Source organism: Streptomyces sp. Isolate_45 (genome assembly GCF_024721315.2).
Lineage (GTDB): Bacteria > Actinomycetota > Actinomycetes > Streptomycetales > Streptomycetaceae > Streptomyces.
In genome coordinates, this window is record NZ_JANFAK020000009.1 from 86,309 (window position 1) to 104,409 (window position 18,101).

12 protein-coding genes and 2 pseudogenes are annotated in these 18,101 nt (G+C 67.0%); 7 read left to right on the plus strand and 7 right to left on the minus strand.

What is annotated here, in order from left to right; all coding sequences use genetic code 11:
• Positions 1-10: 10 nt before the first annotated feature.
• Genes NOD94_RS05525 through NOD94_RS05535 form a run of 3 tightly spaced genes read right to left on the minus strand, consistent with a single transcriptional unit; the run spans position 11 to position 9,165 of the window.
• Positions 11-3,652, minus strand: coding sequence for a hypothetical protein (locus NOD94_RS05525; RefSeq protein ID WP_281204562.1), 3,642 nt, complete (start codon positions 3,650-3,652; stop codon positions 11-13).
• Positions 3,652-5,880, minus strand: a complete 2,229-nt coding sequence (locus NOD94_RS05530) for a hypothetical protein (RefSeq protein WP_281204563.1) — start codon at positions 5,878-5,880, stop codon at positions 3,652-3,654. The genes NOD94_RS05525 and NOD94_RS05530 overlap by 1 nt, the downstream gene beginning before the upstream one ends.
• 6 nt (positions 5,881-5,886) lie before the next feature.
• Positions 5,887-9,165 carry a DUF6603 domain-containing protein gene (locus tag NOD94_RS05535; RefSeq protein WP_281204564.1) on the minus strand — a complete coding sequence of 1,093 codons (3,279 nt, stop codon included), beginning with the start codon at positions 9,163-9,165 and terminating at the stop codon, positions 5,887-5,889.
• A gap of 1,346 nt (positions 9,166-10,511) precedes the next feature.
• Here NOD94_RS05535 and NOD94_RS05540 point away from each other — a divergent pair.
• Both NOD94_RS05540 and NOD94_RS05545 read left to right on the plus strand, forming a co-directional pair.
• The gene (locus NOD94_RS05540) at positions 10,512-10,793 is read left to right on the plus strand and encodes a hypothetical protein (protein ID WP_281204565.1); all 282 of its coding nucleotides are present in this window, start codon (positions 10,512-10,514) and stop codon (positions 10,791-10,793) included.
• On the plus strand, positions 10,794-11,087 hold the full coding sequence (locus tag NOD94_RS05545) for a hypothetical protein (protein ID WP_281204566.1): 294 nt from the start codon (positions 10,794-10,796) through the stop codon (positions 11,085-11,087).
• Between the two features lie 124 nt (positions 11,088-11,211).
• Here the strand turns inward: NOD94_RS05545 and NOD94_RS05550 are convergent, their stop codons facing one another.
• Both NOD94_RS05550 and NOD94_RS05555 read right to left on the minus strand, forming a co-directional pair.
• A complete protein-coding gene (locus NOD94_RS05550) occupies positions 11,212-12,492 on the minus strand; it encodes an IS701 family transposase (RefSeq protein ID WP_281204567.1) in 1,281 nt (426 codons plus the stop codon).
• Positions 12,493-12,617: 125 nt separating this feature from the next.
• Positions 12,618-13,388: pseudogene (locus tag NOD94_RS05555) on the minus strand (transposase).
• Positions 13,389-13,488: 100 nt separating this feature from the next.
• Here NOD94_RS05555 and NOD94_RS05560 point away from each other — a divergent pair.
• From NOD94_RS05560 to NOD94_RS05580, 5 genes and pseudogenes are all read left to right on the plus strand, one after another.
• The gene (locus NOD94_RS05560) at positions 13,489-13,902 is read left to right on the plus strand and encodes a hypothetical protein (RefSeq protein ID WP_281204568.1); all 414 of its coding nucleotides are present in this window, start codon (positions 13,489-13,491) and stop codon (positions 13,900-13,902) included.
• Positions 13,903-13,957: 55 nt separating this feature from the next.
• Entirely contained in the window at positions 13,958-14,182 is a 225-nt protein-coding gene (locus tag NOD94_RS05565; protein ID WP_281204569.1) for a hypothetical protein, read from the plus strand.
• Between the two features lie 169 nt (positions 14,183-14,351).
• On the plus strand, positions 14,352-14,954 hold the full coding sequence (locus NOD94_RS05570) for a hypothetical protein (RefSeq protein ID WP_281204571.1): 603 nt from the start codon (positions 14,352-14,354) through the stop codon (positions 14,952-14,954).
• A 75-nt stretch (positions 14,955-15,029) separates the two neighbouring features.
• Positions 15,030-15,838 (plus strand): IS5 family transposase gene (locus tag NOD94_RS05575; protein WP_281204572.1). Its coding sequence is split into 2 segments (ribosomal slippage): positions 15,030-15,374 and positions 15,377-15,838, totalling 807 coding nucleotides; the frame shifts between segments, so codons are not numbered across the junction.
• Positions 15,839-15,924: 86 nt separating this feature from the next.
• Positions 15,925-16,569, plus strand: a pseudogene (locus NOD94_RS05580) (transposase); the annotation flags it as partial.
• Between the two features lie 26 nt (positions 16,570-16,595).
• Here the strand turns inward: NOD94_RS05580 and NOD94_RS05585 are convergent.
• Together NOD94_RS05585 and NOD94_RS05590 are read right to left on the minus strand one after the other, a co-directional pair.
• The gene (locus NOD94_RS05585) at positions 16,596-17,030 is read right to left on the minus strand and encodes a hypothetical protein (RefSeq protein WP_281204573.1); all 435 of its coding nucleotides are present in this window, start codon (positions 17,028-17,030) and stop codon (positions 16,596-16,598) included.
• Between the two features lie 45 nt (positions 17,031-17,075).
• Entirely contained in the window at positions 17,076-17,444 is a 369-nt protein-coding gene (locus tag NOD94_RS05590; protein ID WP_281204574.1) for a hypothetical protein, read from the minus strand.
• Between the last annotated feature and the right edge of the window lie 657 nt (positions 17,445-18,101).

Consider the following 18,101-nt stretch of genomic DNA (forward strand, 5'->3'; position numbering starts at 1 on the left):
AAAAGGAGGTTCAGGACGTTTCGGTCGCGTCGAGCAGCAGGTATCCGTACCGGGCTTCCGCCTGCGGATCCCCGAAGTGCGCCGCGGAATCAGCCGGAACGATCGGCAGCTCCACCCACTCGGTCTCCGATCCGCGCGGCTCGGCCCAACTCCACGTTCCGTGCCACGACGCGGGCTGCGGTAGCACCACGCCTGCCTCCGTCGGTTCCTCTCCCGCCCGTGCCCGCCGGGCTTCCTCGGCCTTGTCGACCCGCTCGGCCGCGAGCAGTGGGCCGAGCCGGAAGGACGCCCGGATCCGCCGCATCGCCTCGGACACCAGGTCGTCGGGCAGCTGGACCTTGGTCACCGGGAGGATGTCCGTGGTGGCATGCACCGCCGCGTACGGATCCATCAGCAGTGTCAGGTGGTGCTTCACCGGCTGGTCCGGGGTGCGGGCGGGCACGGCCAGGCCGTGGCCTTTGTCGATCGGGGTCAGGTAGCCCCCGCCGCCCTGGGGCATGACCGCGTGGAAGAGCTCGTACGAAGTCTCCTGCTCGGGCCCGGTCGCCCCGACGAAGTACCCGATGAGGCCGTCGCCGAGCCGCTTCTCGTTGCCGAGCCGGACCGGCCAGCGGTAGCCGTCGTACTCCTCCTGCGACTCGCCCAGTACCTGGTCCCAGCTCGGGTTGCTCAGCAGCGGTCCTTCGAGCTCGACGCCCAGGTCGGCGCGCACCAGTGCGAGCGGGCGGCCGATGAGCCGCAATGGAGAGCCGTCCTCATGGGCCGCGTCGTCGAGGATGGTGTCGAGGGTCTGGTCGATGGTGTCGAGCAGACCGGTGAGGGCGGCGGCGGGTTTGTCCTTCAGGGTGCGGACGAACCGGGCCAGGTGCGGCATGGCGTCCTCGAACTCCTGGGCGTCGACGTCGGGATGGGGCGAGCCGGGGAGCGGTAGCCACACGCTGTCGTCCGCTGCGTCGATGTCCTTGACGACGCGGAGTTCGCCGAGGGCGACGCCGTCGGGTCCGTGGACGACGAGGGTCTGGTCGAGATGGTTGAGCAGCAGCCAGCCGGCCAGGGGGTTTTCCGTCGTGGCCGCGCGGGCCATCGGTGAGAGCCGCTGCCCGTCCACGGCGCGTACGGTCTCCAGCCGGACGCGGGCGCCCTGGAGGAGACGCGGGCCGAGCTGGACGAAGCGGGCTGTGCCGATGAGGTCCTCGTGCAGGACGCTGTCAGGGGCAACGCTCTCCGCGAGGTTGAGGGAGACCTGTTCGTGGTTGCCGCTGTTGACGATGTCGTAGGTGCGGCCGAAGCGGTCGACGATGCGCAGGTCGTGGAAGGCGAACTGGCCGGCGCGGACCGGCTGGAACGGTGTTCCGGGGTCGTCGGCGGGCGGTTCGAGCGGGCCGCCTTCCGGGACGCTCTGGATGTCGCCGACGAGCCGGGCGGTGGCCTCGGGGACGTGCACGGTGGTCCTGGCGGTGCCGTCCTGCTGGAGGAGCCAGTCGTGGAAGCCGTCGAGGCGCTGGGAGAGCATTCCGGGGTCACCGAGTTCCTCGCGCAGGGCGAGCAGGCCTTCGGTGGGAGCACCGGAGTAGGTGTCGAGGTAGCGGTCGATCTGCTTCTGCAGGACGAACGGCGCACTCGGGGTGAGGAACGCCCGGTTCTTGAAGGTGAGCCAGCGCAGGTCGGCTTCGCCGCCGCCGGGCTGGGCTCCCCGGCCGGACCATTCGTAGCGGCTGCCGTTGAAGGTCCAGTAGGTGGTGTCGCCGGCCTGGAAGGGCGTGGGGCAGTAATTCAGTTCGTATTCGAGGTGCATGGGCAGCCAGGGCTGCCGCCACGGCGCGGTGTGCTCGGGGACGGGCCCGGCGACGGCGGCGGGGTCCGCGAGAGCCGCGTCGAGAGCGCCGGGGACCCGGGCCACCTGGTCCAGGAGGGCGAACTCGGCGAGCAGCGGGGTGCAGGCGTCGGGGAGTCCGGCCAGTCCCGGGCTGGGCGGGGTGGTGGGCCGGTCGTAGGTCGTGCCGCCGACGGTGATCCTGGTGATCAGGGCCTCGGGGAGGCGGCAGGGCAGCGGGGTGTCCCGGGTGAGGGGCTCCTTGGCACCGGTGTCCTTGATGAGCACGACCGGGTCGGCGGGGCGGTAGTAGGACTCGCGGGCGGTGCGCTCCAGCTGGTAGCGCGGGTCGAGTCCGCGTTCGGTCGCGTACTTCCCGATGTCGGCCGCGAGTTCCTCCGGGGTGCCGCCGGTGGGCAGTTGCCTCGACAGCACGAACTGCTCGTCGAGCAAAGCCTTGGTCCGCCCGGCCAGACTCGTCGCATCGCTCTCGTCGAGCTCGACATCGGCTGCGGCGTCGAACCCTGCGGGGTGCTCAGGGGTGAACGCGGGAACCGGCTTGTTGCGCAGCCACCAGATGTTCCACAGGCGCTGCTGGGAGCGGCGGAGCCTGGGTGTGAGGTCGTCGTACCGCCTTTGGACACCGTTGAGTTCGGTCAGCCACCCGGGCTCCGGCGGCGGGGGCGGCAGCTCGTCGTCGCCTTCGACGGGGCGCGCGGTCACCTTCCACACATGGCCGCCGTCGGAGCCGGAGAACCAGGAGTGATGGGTGAGGGTGTCGAGGTCCTCTTCGCCGTCGGCGGTGTCGAGTGTTTCGAGGGTGCCGTGGAAGAGCGAGCGTACGAGGTCCCCGGTGCGCGCGGACCGGGTCTGGCGGGCGGCCAGCCGGCCGAGGGCCTCGGCGCTGCTGCTGCCCAGCGTGAGGATCTTGCTGAGCTCGATGTTGCTCGGTTTGTCGGACTCGTAGGTGGCGCCTTCGCGCTGCCAGTCGACCCCCAGCGCCGAGCCGCTGTAGAGGGTGCGGTCCAAGGCGTCGGCGGCGGTGCCTTCGGGGGTTCCCCAGCCGAGGGCTTCGAGGAGGTCGGCCGTCCCGCCCGCGTCCGGCGGGAGCAGGCCGGGCACGGACGCGGCGCGGTTGAGGTAGTCGAGCGTGTCGTCGCTGTACCAGCCGACGACGAAGTAGCTCAGCGTCGCGTCGGGCGGGTAGTTGTCCAGACCGCCTTTGAGGTCCTCAAGGGTGTCGTGGATGGAGAACACGTCTTTGTTGTACGGCTGGTAGGCCGCGAAGCCGGGCAGTCCGGGCCCGGCCGCGGTCAGGTGCGGCTTCTGGGCGGGCGGTTCGGTCCACGGCGCCTGGGTGAGGTCGTGGCGGCGGCCGAGGAAGGTCAGCTCCAGCGGAGCGCCCTCCGGCGATTCGGGGTTCGGGTGCTTGTTGGTGCCGTAGATGTCGTTGCCTTCGGCGTCCTGGACCGGGCGGCTCTCCAGGTAGTCGCTCTGCACGATCCACCCGGCGGCCTTGCGGTCCGCCGCCGCCGCTGTGGTGCTGTAGCGCACGACCAGCCAGCGGTTGGGGACGAAGGGGAAGGTCGTCTCCCCCGTCGTCTGGTCGTAGTGCCCATTGGCCAGCGCCTCGGGCAGCTGCCACTGGACGTAGACGCCTTCGCTGTCCGGGCCCATGGTCTCGGTGCCGACGCCGGGGGGCGGCTCCGCGCCCGAGCCCTCCTCGATCATGGCGTCGAAGTTCGGTGTCCACCGGTTGAAGGTCTCGGCGGTGCGGGTCAGCCGGTTGACGACAAGGGCGTTCACCTTGACGGGGACGATCAGGTCCGTGGCGCTCATCAGGCGGTCTCCGTCCGGGCAGCGGTGCCGGTGGGGCTGAGGATTTCCTGTTCCAGCGGGGCGTTGACGATTTCCAGGGCCAGTTGTCCGGGGTCCAGGTCGGTGAGCCCGAACTCCCGGGCCAGGGCGGGCACCAGGCCGCCGGTGCCGAACATCTGGAGCACCGCGGGTCCGGTGTCCGGGTCGGAGCGCAGGTGGAGGTCGAAGAGGCTGCCGGTGGCCGGGTAGTAGGTCTCCAGCGGGGTGCCGATCGGCGGGTCGGCGGCAAGGCTGCGCAGGCCGAGGCGGTTCCCGAAGTCGATGCCGTAGTGGATGCCCTGTCCCGGTTCGCGGATGACGACCTTGTCGGGAACGCCGTCCCAGAGCACGAGCAGAACCCTCTTGTCCGGTTTGGCGCGGCGCAGTTCGGTGAGGACGGTGCCGTCCTTGAGGTGGGCGTTGACCTTGATGTCCGGCCAGGCGGGGATGAGTTCGGAGTGGATGAGCAGCCCGCCGGCGGCCCGCTTCGCGCTGCCCGACCGGGCGGTGGCCCGGTTGAGCTCGGGGGCGAGGCGGCTGTCGACGGAGGTGTGCACGCCGACGTCGGCGGCTCCGGCGACGAGCGCGTCCAGCCAGCCCTGGTCGAGGCGGAACATCCGGAGGGATTCCAGGGGCAGCATGCGCGGGTCGGGCACGAGGTGGTGGAACGGCACGCCCTGGAGCAGGCCGAGGCGGGCCTGCCAGGCGGCGATGGCCTCGGCGTTGCGTTCCGCGGTGGTCCGCAGCAGGGAGACGGCGCGTTCTTCCGCGAGCACGGACCATGACTGTGCACGTGTCACTCGCGGCTGCGGCGTCCTGCGTCCGGCGTCGTCCGGGAGCTGAGGGCTCTTGAGCCCGGTGCTGAGCCGCTCGCGGAAGCCTGCGGAGGCGAGTTCGCGCAGCGCGCCGAGGGCGGGCGGGGCATCCGGGTCGACCGAGGCGCGCGCCGGATCTCCGGCCAGCGCCATCAGCGTCGTCGCCCGGTTTGCGAGTTCGCGGCGGGCCCGGCCGACGGCCGTGGTGTATTCGGGGTCGGCCAGGCCGATGGTGCGACCGAGAGTCCAGGCGACGGCATAGCTGACGTCGAAGATCCCGTGCTCGGGCTCGTAGATGAGCGCGTGGTCGGAGGTGGTGTGCGGGCCGGGGCTGTGCTCGGTGGGCACGTCAAAGGCGGTGACCGGCGTGGCCGGGCCGCGGTACCAGGCGAAGGTGCGTTCGCCGGAGAGGGTCAGCTGCGGGACGGCGGTGTAGCCGAGTGCGAGGCGGTCGCGGACGTAGTCGTCCTCGGTGTCGTCGGTGACCGGTGCGGTCACCGGCAGGCGCAGGGCGAGCTGTTCGGGGTCCTCGGCGCCGGGGGCGACGAGGTTCTCCAGCAGCGCTCCGGGGTCGGCGGCGGGTCCTTCGCTGCTGGTGAAGCTCCAGCTGTGCAGCGAACACAGGCGGACGGCCGTGGTGCCGCCGGGCAGGGTGCCGGACAGGCGGCCCTCGAAGCCTTCGAGGGAGACGAGGTGGACGGCGTAGTTACCGGGGTTGTGGGGGAAGCGGTTGGCGTTGACGACCGCGTACTCCCCTTCTTCGAGGACTTCGCCGTCGGCCCGGGTCTTGTTAGCGTCGACGACTTTGCGGACGTGGGCGAGGTAGTACATCTCGTCATCGCGCGGGGCTACCGCGTTGAAGAGGTCCGCCGGGACGTCGATGGTCTGGCACTTGCTCCGGGCCTCGGCCTCGTCGACGCCGCCGGACGGCAGGTCCGGGCCCTTGACCCCTGCCTCGGCAGGGTTGCGGAGCTCCTCGACGGTGCGCAGCGCGGTGTCCCCGGACGCGGCGGGGTCGTCGGGCAGTTCGTTCTCGCCGAAGACGAGCAGGGCGAGCCAGGGCGGTCGGGCCGGGGGCTGCTCGGCGCGCGTTCCGGCGAGGTTGCGTTCCCAGGGCAGGATCGACCGGCTGAGGGTGATGTGCGGCAGGGTCCTGGTGTAGGCGCCGGTGCTCTCGCGCGGCGGGTAGTAGGCGTGGACGGACGCTTCGCCGAGGACGAAGCGGACGGCCTTGATCTCAAAGGTCTCCTCGGACGGGAGCAGCTTGTCCTGGGCGTCCAGTTCGCCGCCGGGGTCGCTGAGGGTGTTCTTGACGACGACCCGGTAGTCGCCGGGGGTGGCACGCGGGATCAGGTGGTCGAGGAAGTGGATGCGCAGATCCGGTTCAGCGGTCACGGCCGGTCACCTCGTCGCGGTGGTGGTCAGGGGCGGGGTGGTCAGGCTGCGGCCGGCGAGCGCGGCGTAGCCGGTGAGCGGACTGTCGGTGTCGGCGCCGGGTCCCGCGCCGAGCCGGGCGAGGGTGCTGAGCACGGCGGTGCGGCGGTCCTTGACGGTGTCGGCGGCGACGGTGTCGACGATGGTCCGGACGCTCTGGTCGTCGGCCCGCGGCTCGGGCCCGGCGGGGTCGGACACGCGCAGGGGCATGCGACCGTCCGGGAGTCCTTCGTACGAAAGCGCCTGTGAGGTGACGGGCCCGGTGTCGGTGCCGTAGTCCGGCTTGGGGAGGGTGATCCTCAGTCCGGTGAGGCGGTTTTCGAGCAGTTGGTCGCCGTCGAGCGCATCACCGGGTTTGGCCAGGGGCTTGCCCCACAGGCCGGGGGCGACCGTGCCGGTGACCGGCTTGACCACCCAGTGATGGTCGGTGGGGTGGAAGGTCGTGCCGTCCTTGGTGATGGTGACCCGGTGGGCGGAGGTGACACCGGTTTTCCGCATGGGGCGGATGTCGATGGTCCCCTCGTCGGACTGCTTGATCAGCCGTTCGTTGATGTAGAGGTGCGAGGCGGGGATGCCGGCTTCGGTGGTGAAGGTGAATCCGGCCGAGGAGACGAGGGTCGGTTCCTTGGCGGCCGCGCGCCGGGCGATCTCGCCCTGGTCGGCGTCGGCGAGCAGGCCCTCGTTGGGGATGACCCGGGCGGGTGCGGGGATCTGGGTGCGGAACTCGGGCCAGTCCACGGTGGGGGTGTTGTCGCGGGAGGAGCCGAAGCCGAAGCTGAAGGAAATGAACCAGAGTTTGACGGTGGCCCGGCCCCCGAAGGGCGGCAGCCACAGGTGGAGGTCGATGCCGACCTCGACGGAGATGCGGACCCGGACGAACCAGACCTTGATGGTGGCCGCGACGCCGATGCTGATGCCGAGCCGGACGTCGAGGTAGAAGGGTTTCCACTGGACCAGCACGTCGAGGTGTGCGGTGAACCACGCGGAGAAGATGCCCTTGTCGTAGACGGCGGCCAGGCGCCCGCCGAACATGAACGCGGCGGGGGTGATCGCGGCGTAGGCCTCGGCCCGCACGGTGATGTCGCTGGCCGGGGACCACACGAACCCGAGTCGTTTGGGCCGGGGGTAGTGCGTGGGGACGTTGTAGTCGGGGTGGTAGCCGCCGAGGCTGATGGCGAAGTCCCCGGCGCGGCCTCCGCCAGTCCAGACGTAGACGGCAATGCCACCGGTGAGTTCGATCGACGGATCGAGCACGTAGCTGCCGGGCAGCAGGGCCACGTCCATGGACAGGCAGTGCTCGGCGGAGCTGAAGCCGAGGCTCAGGCCGATGTTCACCTTGGCGATGGCCCGGGCGTTCGGGTCGAGGGTGCGCGGCAGGCTGACGGAGGTGCGGCCGAGCAGCATGGCCTTGACGGAGTCGCCGAGTTCGATGACGGCGAGGGCTTTGGTCTCGATGAAGCCGAAGCTGGTGAACTTCACTCCGGCGGCGATCCAATACTGGCCCTCGGTGGGGCGGATCCAGCCGGTGGGTCCGGTGAGGGCCTTGAGCGCGTCCTCGGGGGTGTACGGCGTCGGGGCCGGCATGCCGGGCAGCGCTTGGGCCGCGTCCAGCCGTGCCACCAGAGGGAATTCGGCGATCTCGGCGCCGGTGGGGACCTTCTTGAAGGAGCTGTTGATCCCGAATCCGGCGGAGAAGCCGGTGACGGTGAAGGGCGGCGGGCCGAAGACCGAGGCGCCGCCGAGGAGGGAGACCTCGCCGTAGATGAAGACTGAGTGCCAGCCTTCGATGCTGCGTGCCCACACGGCCTGGGCGCCGAGTTCGACGGCCATCGCCTGGACGAGGATCAGTCCGGCGAGTTCGAAGTCAAGGGTGGGGTCGTCAGGTGTCTTGTTGAGCAGGCCGCCCTTGAGGCCGATGACCCCGTCGGCGGCGGTGGCTTCGATGTTCATGCCGTGCAGGAAGGGCAGCAGCGGGAAGCCGCCGCTCATGCCGACGTAGAAGCCGAGTCCGGCGACCTGCCAGGTGAGAGAACCGATCGTGACCTGGCCCTGGAGCTCGATCAGCAGGCCTTTTTTGAAGTCGTGGCGGAATACGATCGACGAGAGGTAGACCGGTCCGAACTGCTTGCCGATCACGAACTCGTATTCGAGCTTCGGCTTGTCCGGGCTCTCCGGATCCGGTCCGAACTTCGGCGGGACGGTGATCACCAGTGCTGGGGTCGGCTTGCCCATGACCGCGAGGTAGACCGCCGCACTCACGTTCTTACCCAGCGGGACCCCTGCCGCCGCGTTCACCACCGGCAACTGCTGGAGCGGGCCGAGGTCGTACTCGGTGACGACCCGGTTGATCTTGATGACGTCTTCGGCGCTGAGGTTCTCGGAGACGTACATGATCTGGAGCGCGGGCAGGGACAGCAGCCCATTGCCGATCATGGGTCCGACCACCGGCAGCCCGGAACCGTTCCAGTCCGTGCGGGCCCGGACCATGGCGACGGTGGTGGCCTTGGGTTTGCCGTCCTGGCCGGTGCGGCCGAGCACCGTGGTCCGCAGCACCAGCAGTTCCACCGGGTTCGCGCCGGTGCCGTGGTCCACCGGCGCTTCGGCGGTGACCATCAGGTTGTCCATCTTGCCCATCGGGTGCTGGTGCAGCTGGACCCGCTCCAGCCAGTCGACCAGCGGTCCGGGCAGTTCGACGCCGTACTCGCCGAGGGCTTCGAGCAGCGGGGTGATCAGCAGCGGCGGTCCGTCGAGGGGCTGGGCCGTGCCGATGGACTCCTTGCGCAGTTCGGCGCGGAACTCCAGCGGGTCGGCGACCGCCCCGCCGAGCTGGAAGCCCACCCAGGGCCCGGTGCCGGGGCACCGTCCTGCCGCGGCCGCGGCCTGTCCGGCGGCCAGCAGGACCCGCAGTGACCGGCCGCCGGACAGTCCGGACAGGTCGACGCGGGCGACGGCGGTCTGGAGTAGCCAGGTCGCCGGGCTCGCCTCGAAGAGCAGCGCGTCGACCGCCGTGCCGGTGGCGAAGAACCGGGCGCTGGCCGGCATCTCCTCACCGGCCAAAGTGACTTTGCCGGTCAGTGTCAGAGCGGCGCTGTCGGCAGTCGCCTCAGTGAGGGTCAGAATGCCGCTGGGCAGGTGCTCCAGGGACTCGGACTCGCCGCTCAGCCCGAGCCGCCCGGTGTCGAGCTCGAACGTACCGGCACCCCCCGCCGGGAACAGTGCAACCAGTTCATCGACCGTCAGCGCCATGGGTGACCCCCGCCTGTGGACACGGTTGGGTGAGGCGCCCGCGGAACTGCGGGGCCCCTGTGCCGTTATGTGCCGTTACGGAAAATAAAATAGGCGAGGGTCACGGAAACATCAATACGGAGCGTGTGCGTGGCACAGCCATCCGGCCATTACGTCTGGAAAACACTGGCCAGGGCCCTGGAAATGGACACCTCTTTCCCGCCAAACGCGCTTTCACGTGAGGGGATTTGGAATATTCTACGGGCCACCGGAAGCGGATATCTGACCGAAGGGCCGTTCGGAGAATCGATTCGGTCAGCGCATTTTCAGACGACCGAATCCGCTGCCCGCTGCCCTCCCCACTTCGCGATCCGCCGTCCCGAATGAATGACCGAATTACAGGATTCAGCCATGCACCCCAGGACAGCATCAAAGTCAGTTGATCAGGTAGCGGGGCGGTCCAGACCGACGGGCGGATAATGCGACCGTGGGAACGCTCGGTTTGGACGTGCTCCTCCGCTTCGGGGACCGCGGGTAGCAGAGCTGCGTGGACCCAGGCGAGCGGGGCCGCCTGGTTGCCCTTGGCCGACAGGGCGTAGTCGGCGTGACGCTGTTCCAGCAGGTAGGCAGCGGTGCCGCGCAGGTGCGGGCGGGGTCGACGTTCTGGAACATCCGTCGGGTGGTGGGTTCGCTGGCCGCGCGGCGCCGACGGGACTCGGCGGCCGGCGGGCGCCGAGGGCACACTTCATTGTTCCAGTTGATGGGCTGCCGCCGTTCTGCGGGTCAGAGGTCTCCCGAGCCGTCCTCGGTCAACTTCCTGCACGGCCAGCGGATTGACGTTGCACTGCGTTGCGAGGGTGGAATAGGTCGGTGGGTCATTGACTAACTCACGATGGAAATCGGGCGGAATGGCTCACACGGCGGTCATGCAAGTGAGTCCCGGACCGACTGGTTCGGGACTCACGGCAGTGCGGGACGCGGCTGCTACAGGTCAAACTCCAGGTGCTCGATGTCCGTGAATCGGGCCTCGTCCACGCTGTCAGCATTACCTCGGGTGCGAGAGAGCGACAAGCGCCTGGGAGGTAAGTAGCCCGCAGCGAACCGTGCCTGACAGGCATTTACTGATTGTTCATTGGCTCTGCAGCGCCTGCGGCGATCAGCCGGCTGTTCTCGACCATCAGCCGCTGGTTGACGTACGGTGGTCGGCAGCCCGCGAAGCGGCCCGGATCCGAGGCTTAATGAGAAATGGGTAAATAGCTACAGCGGCAACATCGGTCAGCAGGGAATTGAAGCAACCTACGATTATGGATTCCTGGAAATGGTGGTGCGGGCACCGAATGTGGAAGGGGTTCCTAGGGGGGTCGCGGATGATCGGTGAAGCTGTAGCGGCATTTGAGGGTGCGGGCCTGCCGGTGGATGGAATTCGTGGAGCCTGGGTTGCCCGGGGCGGCCTGCCTGATAATTTGACATCTCTCAATGCCGCCGTGCAAATGGGGATGACTGCTCGACAAGCTGTCTGGCGAACGGCTACCGGGAAGTTTGCCGCTCGCAATGGATTTATAGACGCCGTGATCGACTGGGATAGTCGCAAGGGTAATCCGGGAAATTACGAAGAGTTTGTTGTCAATTTCACGTGTCCGGGAGGGTGAATGGATTCAGAGGAATATTTCGCGAAAAGGAGGGGGATTGTTCGGAACCTTCAAGGGTGCTGGGAGCGTGAAAAATCTGGCATTTCTGTAATGTATTTGCTGGTGTCGTTGATTGGCCCGCGTGATGATATCGGCGAGGTGGCGTTTGCGCTGATAGGGTGCATGCATGATGCATTTGATATGTCGCTTTGGGATGCTAAACGGTTGTCGCGTTGGCATGTAGTTGGTGGGGATCTCTCAGATGCGGAGATCCAGGAACGGATCGGCTCCCTCGTTCCTCGTGAATTGCAGTAAGATCTTTCTGTGAGTCAATTGCGAATGCTAATAGGACTCCGTTAGGTTGTTCTTGATCTTGGTGTGGTGTGTGGTCTGTTCGGGAGGGGCTGGCGGCAGGTGGTGCAGACGCCGGTCCAGCACCTCAGGATGTCTTGGAGGGTGTCGAGGGTCTGGTAGAGGGTGAGGCCGGTGCTGGGACTTTTGGGGCCAGCCTCTGTTCTGTGAGGAAGGCCTGGGCTGCGGTCACGAGGGTGACGTGGTGGTGCCAGCCCGGCCAGGACCGTCCCTCGAAGTGGTCGAGGCCCAGGCCGTGCTTGAGTTCCCGGTAGTCGTGTTCGATGCGCCATCGGACCTTGGCCAACCGGACCAGCTCGGCGATCGGGGTGTCGGCCGGGAGGCTGGAGAGCCAATAGTCGGTAGGTGACTCGGCGTTCTCCGGCCATTCGACCAGCAGCCAGCAGTCCGGCAAGACCCCGTCCCACCAGCCCTGAGTGGACGAGGCCGCGGCTTTGATCGGACGCTCGACGGCCTTGCCGGCGGGCCGGACCCGCACGGCGGCGAAGCGGGACGTCAGCCGGCCTCGTGTCCCCTGCCGCCACGTGAGGGTGGTGAACGCCTCCGGCCCGAGACCGGCGGCCAGGGTCGCCACCGACGGCGCGGGGTGCCGGTAGCGCGGCTGGGGCCAGCAGCCGACCGTCCCTTTGCGGGGCGGAGCTTCGGGCTCGGCGTCGAACGGATAGACACTCACGTCCGCCCGAACGGCCAGGACATAGTGGATTCCGCGGTCGGCAAGTCCGGCCCTGAAGGGTGCGTTGGTGCCGTAGGCGGCGTCCGCCACCACGACCGGAGGCCTCATGCCCCAGCCGACCAGCGTGTCGAGCATGTCCAGGGCCAACCGCCACTTCTCACGGTGGGTGACCTCGGACGGGACGCGGGTGGACGTCCTGCGATCGTCGTCCGCTTCCCACGCTCGAGGCAGGAACAACCTCCACTGCAGCGGGCAGGAGGCGGCGTCCGTCGCGGCATGAACACTGACCGCGACCTGGCAGTTGGCGCGTTTCCCCAGGGCTCCGCAGTACTGCGGAGCCACCCCGACCGACATCTTTCCGTCCTTGGGCAGCGAAACGTCGTCGATCACCCAGGCCGTCGGGTCGATGAGCGGGAGCATGCGTTCGCAGATCCGGCGCTGCACCGGCACCGGATCCCAGGTGGACTGGTTCACGAACTGCTGCAGGTTCTGCTCGTTGCCGTCCGGCAGCCGCCCGGCCATGGCTTGGATCGACTTACGCCGACCGTCCAGCATCAGTCCCCGCAGGTAGCAGTCGCTCTTCGCTCGCTGGTCCTTACGCCTCAGCGAGGCGAAAACGTCAGCCACATACGACGCCAACTCGGCACGCATACGGTCCACTTCGCGCGCATCCACACATCCGGCATGCCCACACTGAAGCAGCCCCAATCGGAAGACTTAACGGAGTCCTACTAAGGGTTGTCCCGTAAATGATCTCCGAGTCGTCTTTGGCGTGCTCGGTGGTCGTGTGGCCCGCTCACCTATCCGGCGAGGGTGAGGTTGTGCAGGCGGGCGATGCCGAGCATGGCGTGGTGGACGCCGTCGCCTTTGAGGCTGCAGTCGCGGAGGATCTTCCATGTCTTCATGCGGGCGAAGACGTGCTCGACGCGGGCCCGGACCTGCTTGTGGGACTTGTTGTGTTCCTCCTTCCAGTCCGGAAGTTCAGCCTGGCCACGCTCACGGCGGTGTGGGATGACGAGTCCGGTGCCGGGGTAGCCGCCGTCGGCGATCGTGAGGGTCTTGCCGACCGCGGCTTTGGCGCCGGATTCCTCCCACGCCTTGCAGTCGTTGCGGTTCCCGGCGAGTGGCCGGCCGACCACGACGACCAGGCGGGTGTCGGCGTCGATGACGACCTGGTGGTTGGTGGAGTACCGGTAGTTCTTTGACCGCGCGGCGATGGTGTGATCTCGGGTGGGCACCAGGGTGCCGTCCACGATCAGCACGGCGTCCTTGGCGAACCGCTTGCGGGGCTGGAGAACGAGCATCGGCCCCAGGTGGTCGATGATCCGGTCTGCCGCCGACTTCGACACCCCGAACAACGGCGCAAGCTGCCGCATCGTCAGGTTCATGCGCCAGTACGCCGCGACCAGCAGGGCCCGGTCCTCCAGCGGAAGGCTCCACGGCCGGCCCCTACGTACCGCGTCCGCTCCCTCGCGCCGCAGAACCGTCACCAGCTTGCCGAACTACCGGGGGCTGAGCCCACTGAACGGGGCTATCCAAGACGGCTCCGACGCCGTGATCACATCAGCCACGGCGAGATCGTCTCACCTTGATCACGCTGCGGGGCCCGCCAGCCTCTGGCCGTACACATCTCGGTCGCCCGGACGGACTCGGCATGAGAGCCTCACGTCCGTGGCTACTGAATCTGAGGTGGGAGAGCTGTTGCACCAGCGCGGCTGGCGGACGGCATTCACGGTCGCTGAACGGGTGAACGCGTGGGCCGCCCTGGTAAGTGCCATCGAGCGGGGCTACGGCGACGACATCTCCGAGTACACCAACGACCTCTACTGCCGAAACTGGCTGCACGAGGCGTGGCTCCTGCTGGACGAACACATGGTCCAGCTCTGGACCCCGCAGATCAAAGCCCTGGACGACCAGTACAAGGCCGCGACGACCGACGACGACGGCCAGGCACTCGACCAGTTCCACAGGCTGCCCGGCCCCGACCTGTGGTGGTGGCGGAGACACCCCCGCATCCTCACCGGAGACCTCGGGCGTTCGCTTCGTTCCGCTGGTGCCATCGGCGCCGACCTGGACACAGCATGACCCTCAACCTACTGGGATTACGGGACAGCTCTTAGCGGCGTCCTGGCGCGGTTGTGTGCGCGGCGTTGCCGAATGTCATTTGATGGGCGGTTATCTCTTTGAACTTCTCCTCCGGCAGATCTTCCTGGCCCACCATGCCGTCGGAGACATGGATGCCCTCCGCGACGCTGCTTCACGGCTGGCCCGCATCAATGGAGGTCTCGGAGGCGGAGTGGACATGGAAGCTGAGACGGCCCAACTGCTGAGCACACTCCTGCCAAAGAGCGGCATCCTGCGCTGATATTTGGGACCCAAGGCTTCGTAACCTCATCGGTGGATCATGAATGCTGTTCGTCCGGTTCAATTCGAGCGATGTGGACATCGGTGGCGTGCCGTAGGTGATGAATCACAACCAGCGACCGAATGTCTAATTTCGTAGAGAGTTTGAGGTTTCGATGAAGGCAAAAATAATGGCAGCCCTGATGGTCATCATCTTTGCTGTCTCCGGCTGTGGATCGAATGGAGAAGCGAACAGAGGAGTAGACGGATTCAAGGAGCCTTGGGATCCAGGCCAGGTTCCTGGAGAAGCTGGCGCCACTGACCCGATGCTCAGGGAACTTGGTCAGACCGTGACTCTAAGAGACGATGGCGGTCATCCATTGCAGGTCACTCCCACTGGCGTGGCTTACAGAGACGCTTTTGCGAAAGATAAGACTCTTCCCTTGGAAGGAAAGTACGCACTGGTTGTCGCCTTCACGATGAGGTCGGAGACGGGAGGTCGCCTGCTCGGTAGGATGGATAACCATCTCAAATGGTCCCGAGGTCCTGAGATGGTGGAAGCTTGGGATTACGAGGATGCTCCATGGCGAGGATGCATTGATGAATACACTCCATTTGTCAAGATTAAGGCCGGTGAAGAATATAAGGCGATCGTGGACTTCAATGTGCCCGCGCAGGGTGGAATTCTTCTGATCGAGGACAAGTACGGCAGCCTAGCCCGCTGGAAACTGCCGACCACTGACACCGGAACTGGCACCGAACCCGCTACGAAGTACACCACCGAGAACTGCTAAGAGCTCGTAACAGGATCTTGTTGAAATGTCCTGGTCGGGCGTAACCGGTGTGATGATTCGGCCGTTCGTGAATGCGTGAGCACTCGGCCGTGGATCGTGGACGACGACTTGTGGGCATTGATCGAGCCGCTGCTGCCGCCCTGGCCGACGAGGTCGCCAGGGCCGCGGCCGGTGGCAGACCGGTTGTGTCTGCAGGGCATCTTGTACGTGCTCTGCAATGACATCGCGTGGCAACTTCTACCCCCTGAGCTGGGGTTCGGCTCCGGGCAGACCTGCTGGCGGCGCCTGGAGCGGTGGCAGCAGGCCGGGGTCTTCGACCAGCTGCACCGGATCCTGCTCGCCGAGCTGAACGCGGCCGGCCGGCTCGACTGGTCGAGGGCGTGCGTGGACGGCTCCCACATCCGCGCGAAAGGGGGGGAGCCGACACCGGTCCGTCGCCGGTCGACCGGCGGACGACGGGCAGCAAACACCACTTGATCTGCGACGGACGCGGCACCCCGCTGAAAGTCATCACGACCGCGGCCAACGTCAACGACGTCACCCAAACCCTCGCCCTGGTCGACGGCATCCCGCCCGTGGCGGGCCGCCCCGGCCGGCCACGCCGACGCCCGGACGCCCTGCTCGGCGACAAGGGCTACGACTCCAACCCCAACCGCGATGAGCTGCGCAAACGCCGGATCCTGCCGGTCATCTCCCGCAAGGGAGCCCCGAACATCAAGGGCATGGGCAAGCTCCGCTACGTCGTCGAGCAGACCTTCGCCCTGCTCCACCAGTTCAAACGCCTCGCCGTCCGCTGGGAACGCCGCACCGAACTCCACGACGCCCTCGTCTCCCTCGCCTGCGCCCTCATCTGCTGGCGACGCCTCAACAAGCCCGACTCATGATCGTGTTACGAGCTCTACTGATCTTTTCGTAAGTTCAGTGGGTGTGGTGGCGGTGTGCGGCCACTCAGCCGGTCCCGTCCATCACCACGGTGACCGACACCACGCACTACGGGACGGCCGTCGCCACTGCCTGGGACCGCCTGCACCCGTTGCTGGTCCGACGCTCGGCCTGGGCCGACCACCCCGAAGGAGAGCTGCCGGTCATCGAAGGCACCGTCATCCGTCTACAGGTCGACCACCTTCGCGGAGACCGCAGCCCCAGGCCCATCTGGTTGTGGTGGTCGTCCACCGCCGCTACCGCCGGGGACGTGGACCGGCTCTGGCAGGCGTTCCTGCGCAGATTCGACCTCGAGCACACCTTCAGGATGCTCAAGCAGACGTTGGGGTGGACCGCTCCCAAACTCCGCGAGCCGGCCGCCGCTGACCGCTGGACCTGGCTCATCCTCGCCGCGCACGCCCAGCTCCGACTTGCCCGGCCCCTCGCAGAAGACCTCCGCAAACCCTGGGAACGGCCTGCACGCCAAGGGCGCCTGACACCCGCACGCGTCCGTCGAGGATTTCGCCGCATCCACGGGAAAACCCCTCAGCCAGCCAGTGCACCGAAACCCACAACCGCAGGCCCCGGCCGGCCAACCGGCATGAAGAACAAGCAGGGTGCACGCGAGCACCCTGTCGGGAAGCAAGCCAAACCGAGCATCGCAACAGCCATCACAAGCAGCACACCTGCATAAACGCCAAGCTTAGGGGTGGTCGTGACTCATGCAACCCAGCAATAGACACCGCTTCCCTGTCCTTCGGCGGCACGGGCAAGACGGGCCAGATCGCCCAGAATCTCGCCAGCTACGGCCACGTCGAGGGACTCTCCGTCCTCATCTCGCAGCTGAGACCACAGCCCAGTCACCTCGCAGATCCTGGGCTCGTCGGCAGCACCCAACGCTGAGACCAAGCGGTCCGAGAAGGCGAAGACCACACTGCCATCGTTGTCCTGGCCAGCAACAATACGAGGCTCGTCGGCATCCACGAGCTCCTCGAAACCCCTGCCGGTGAAGAGGGACTCCCACTCGATCACGGCCTCTTCGGGGTCAAAGTTCCCGCAAGACACCGACTCCAAGGAACGGCCCGGTCCGCCTCGAAGCACAAGGGCAGCCACGACGTCATCAGGCGCTATGAAGAACTCCACCAGTTTGCTCACCCGGGCATGATGCCTCAAACCCCGGAAGCCGTTCCGCGCATGCGGTCAGCCTTCAAACTGGGCACGTTCGTCCGTGCTTGCCTGAGCACATTGACGAGTACGCCGACAGGCGACGCCAGCGCAGGCCAGCACCGTCGTGGCGGCGGCGTTGAAAAAGAGCGTGAACGTCCATACCCCGTCTGTCGCCCTGATCAAGCCGGTGCGAAGAAGTTCGTCTCCTGCGCCCTTGAGGATGCCGACCGTCTCATCGAGGCCGAGGGTCACCAGCCCGTGCCTTTGGGTGACCCGGCTGCGGATCCGGTAGGTATGGAAGTGCCGGGCGGCGGGGACTAGGCCCTCCCAGACATCGAATGCGCCTCCCGAGAGCAGGGCCTCTCTCGCGCGGCCATATGCTGGCGTCTGCTCGGCGAGCATCTCGCAGAGGTCATCTCGTGTCATGCGCCAACCACGCTGGGCTTTCACTCAACTGGCCAAGTAGAACGCTCAGTCCGCTTCGGCGGCTGGAGCCCTTACCGCTGAAAGGCCCGCTGAACACATCCGCCTCGGCCGGATTCCCGAGAGTCCTGCGGAGTCGGGCCGGTGATCGTCAGTGTTATGCCCTTCTCTGCACTTAATCAAGGCGAGTCGGTCGGGGGCAGCGAGGCTGCCACCTAATGGGTTGTCCTGTAACCGTGCCGGATCAGAGCACGGCGTCGGCTGCGGTGCATCGCAATGCGGAGGGGCGTCCACATACCGGGCGTGTTCGGGGCGTTCCGGCAACGCACCAAAGTGCCCGCAGTCGGCGTCGTGCACCCGCCAGGAAGGTGCTTTCCCTGGGTTACCCAGCGGTCCCGGAGAAGATGGGGGCGGAATGAAGTGCGGCGAGGTGCAAGCAGCCGTGGTGAACAAAGGAGGCGGCTTAGGCCGTTTCCTTCGGATCATCTCGCTGACCAGATGAAGATGGCGGCGAGGTGGAGGGCCTTGACCCCGGATCCTGAACACACGAGACACTGGATCCTGAGGATCTGAGAACGGACATCTCGTGGTCATGAAGCACTACCCGCCGGAGTTCAAGGCGGACGCGGTCGCGCT

Excerpts from the sequence above, each read along its gene's own strand:
- NOD94_RS05525 (WP_281204562.1), bottom strand. The coding sequence starts at position 3,652 with ATGAGCGCCACGGACCTGATCGTCCCCGTCAAGGTGAACGCCCTTGTC.
- NOD94_RS05535 (WP_281204564.1), bottom strand. The coding sequence starts at position 9,165 with ATGGCGCTGACGGTCGATGAACTGGTTGCACTGTTCCCGGCGGGGGGT.
- NOD94_RS05540 (WP_281204565.1), top strand. The coding sequence starts at position 10,512 with ATGATCGGTGAAGCTGTAGCGGCATTTGAGGGTGCGGGCCTGCCGGTG.
- NOD94_RS05545 (WP_281204566.1), top strand. The coding sequence starts at position 10,794 with ATGGATTCAGAGGAATATTTCGCGAAAAGGAGGGGGATTGTTCGGAAC.
- NOD94_RS05570 (WP_281204571.1), top strand. The coding sequence starts at position 14,352 with ATGGCAGCCCTGATGGTCATCATCTTTGCTGTCTCCGGCTGTGGATCG.
- NOD94_RS05590 (WP_281204574.1), bottom strand. The coding sequence starts at position 17,444 with ATGCTCGCCGAGCAGACGCCAGCATATGGCCGCGCGAGAGAGGCCCTG.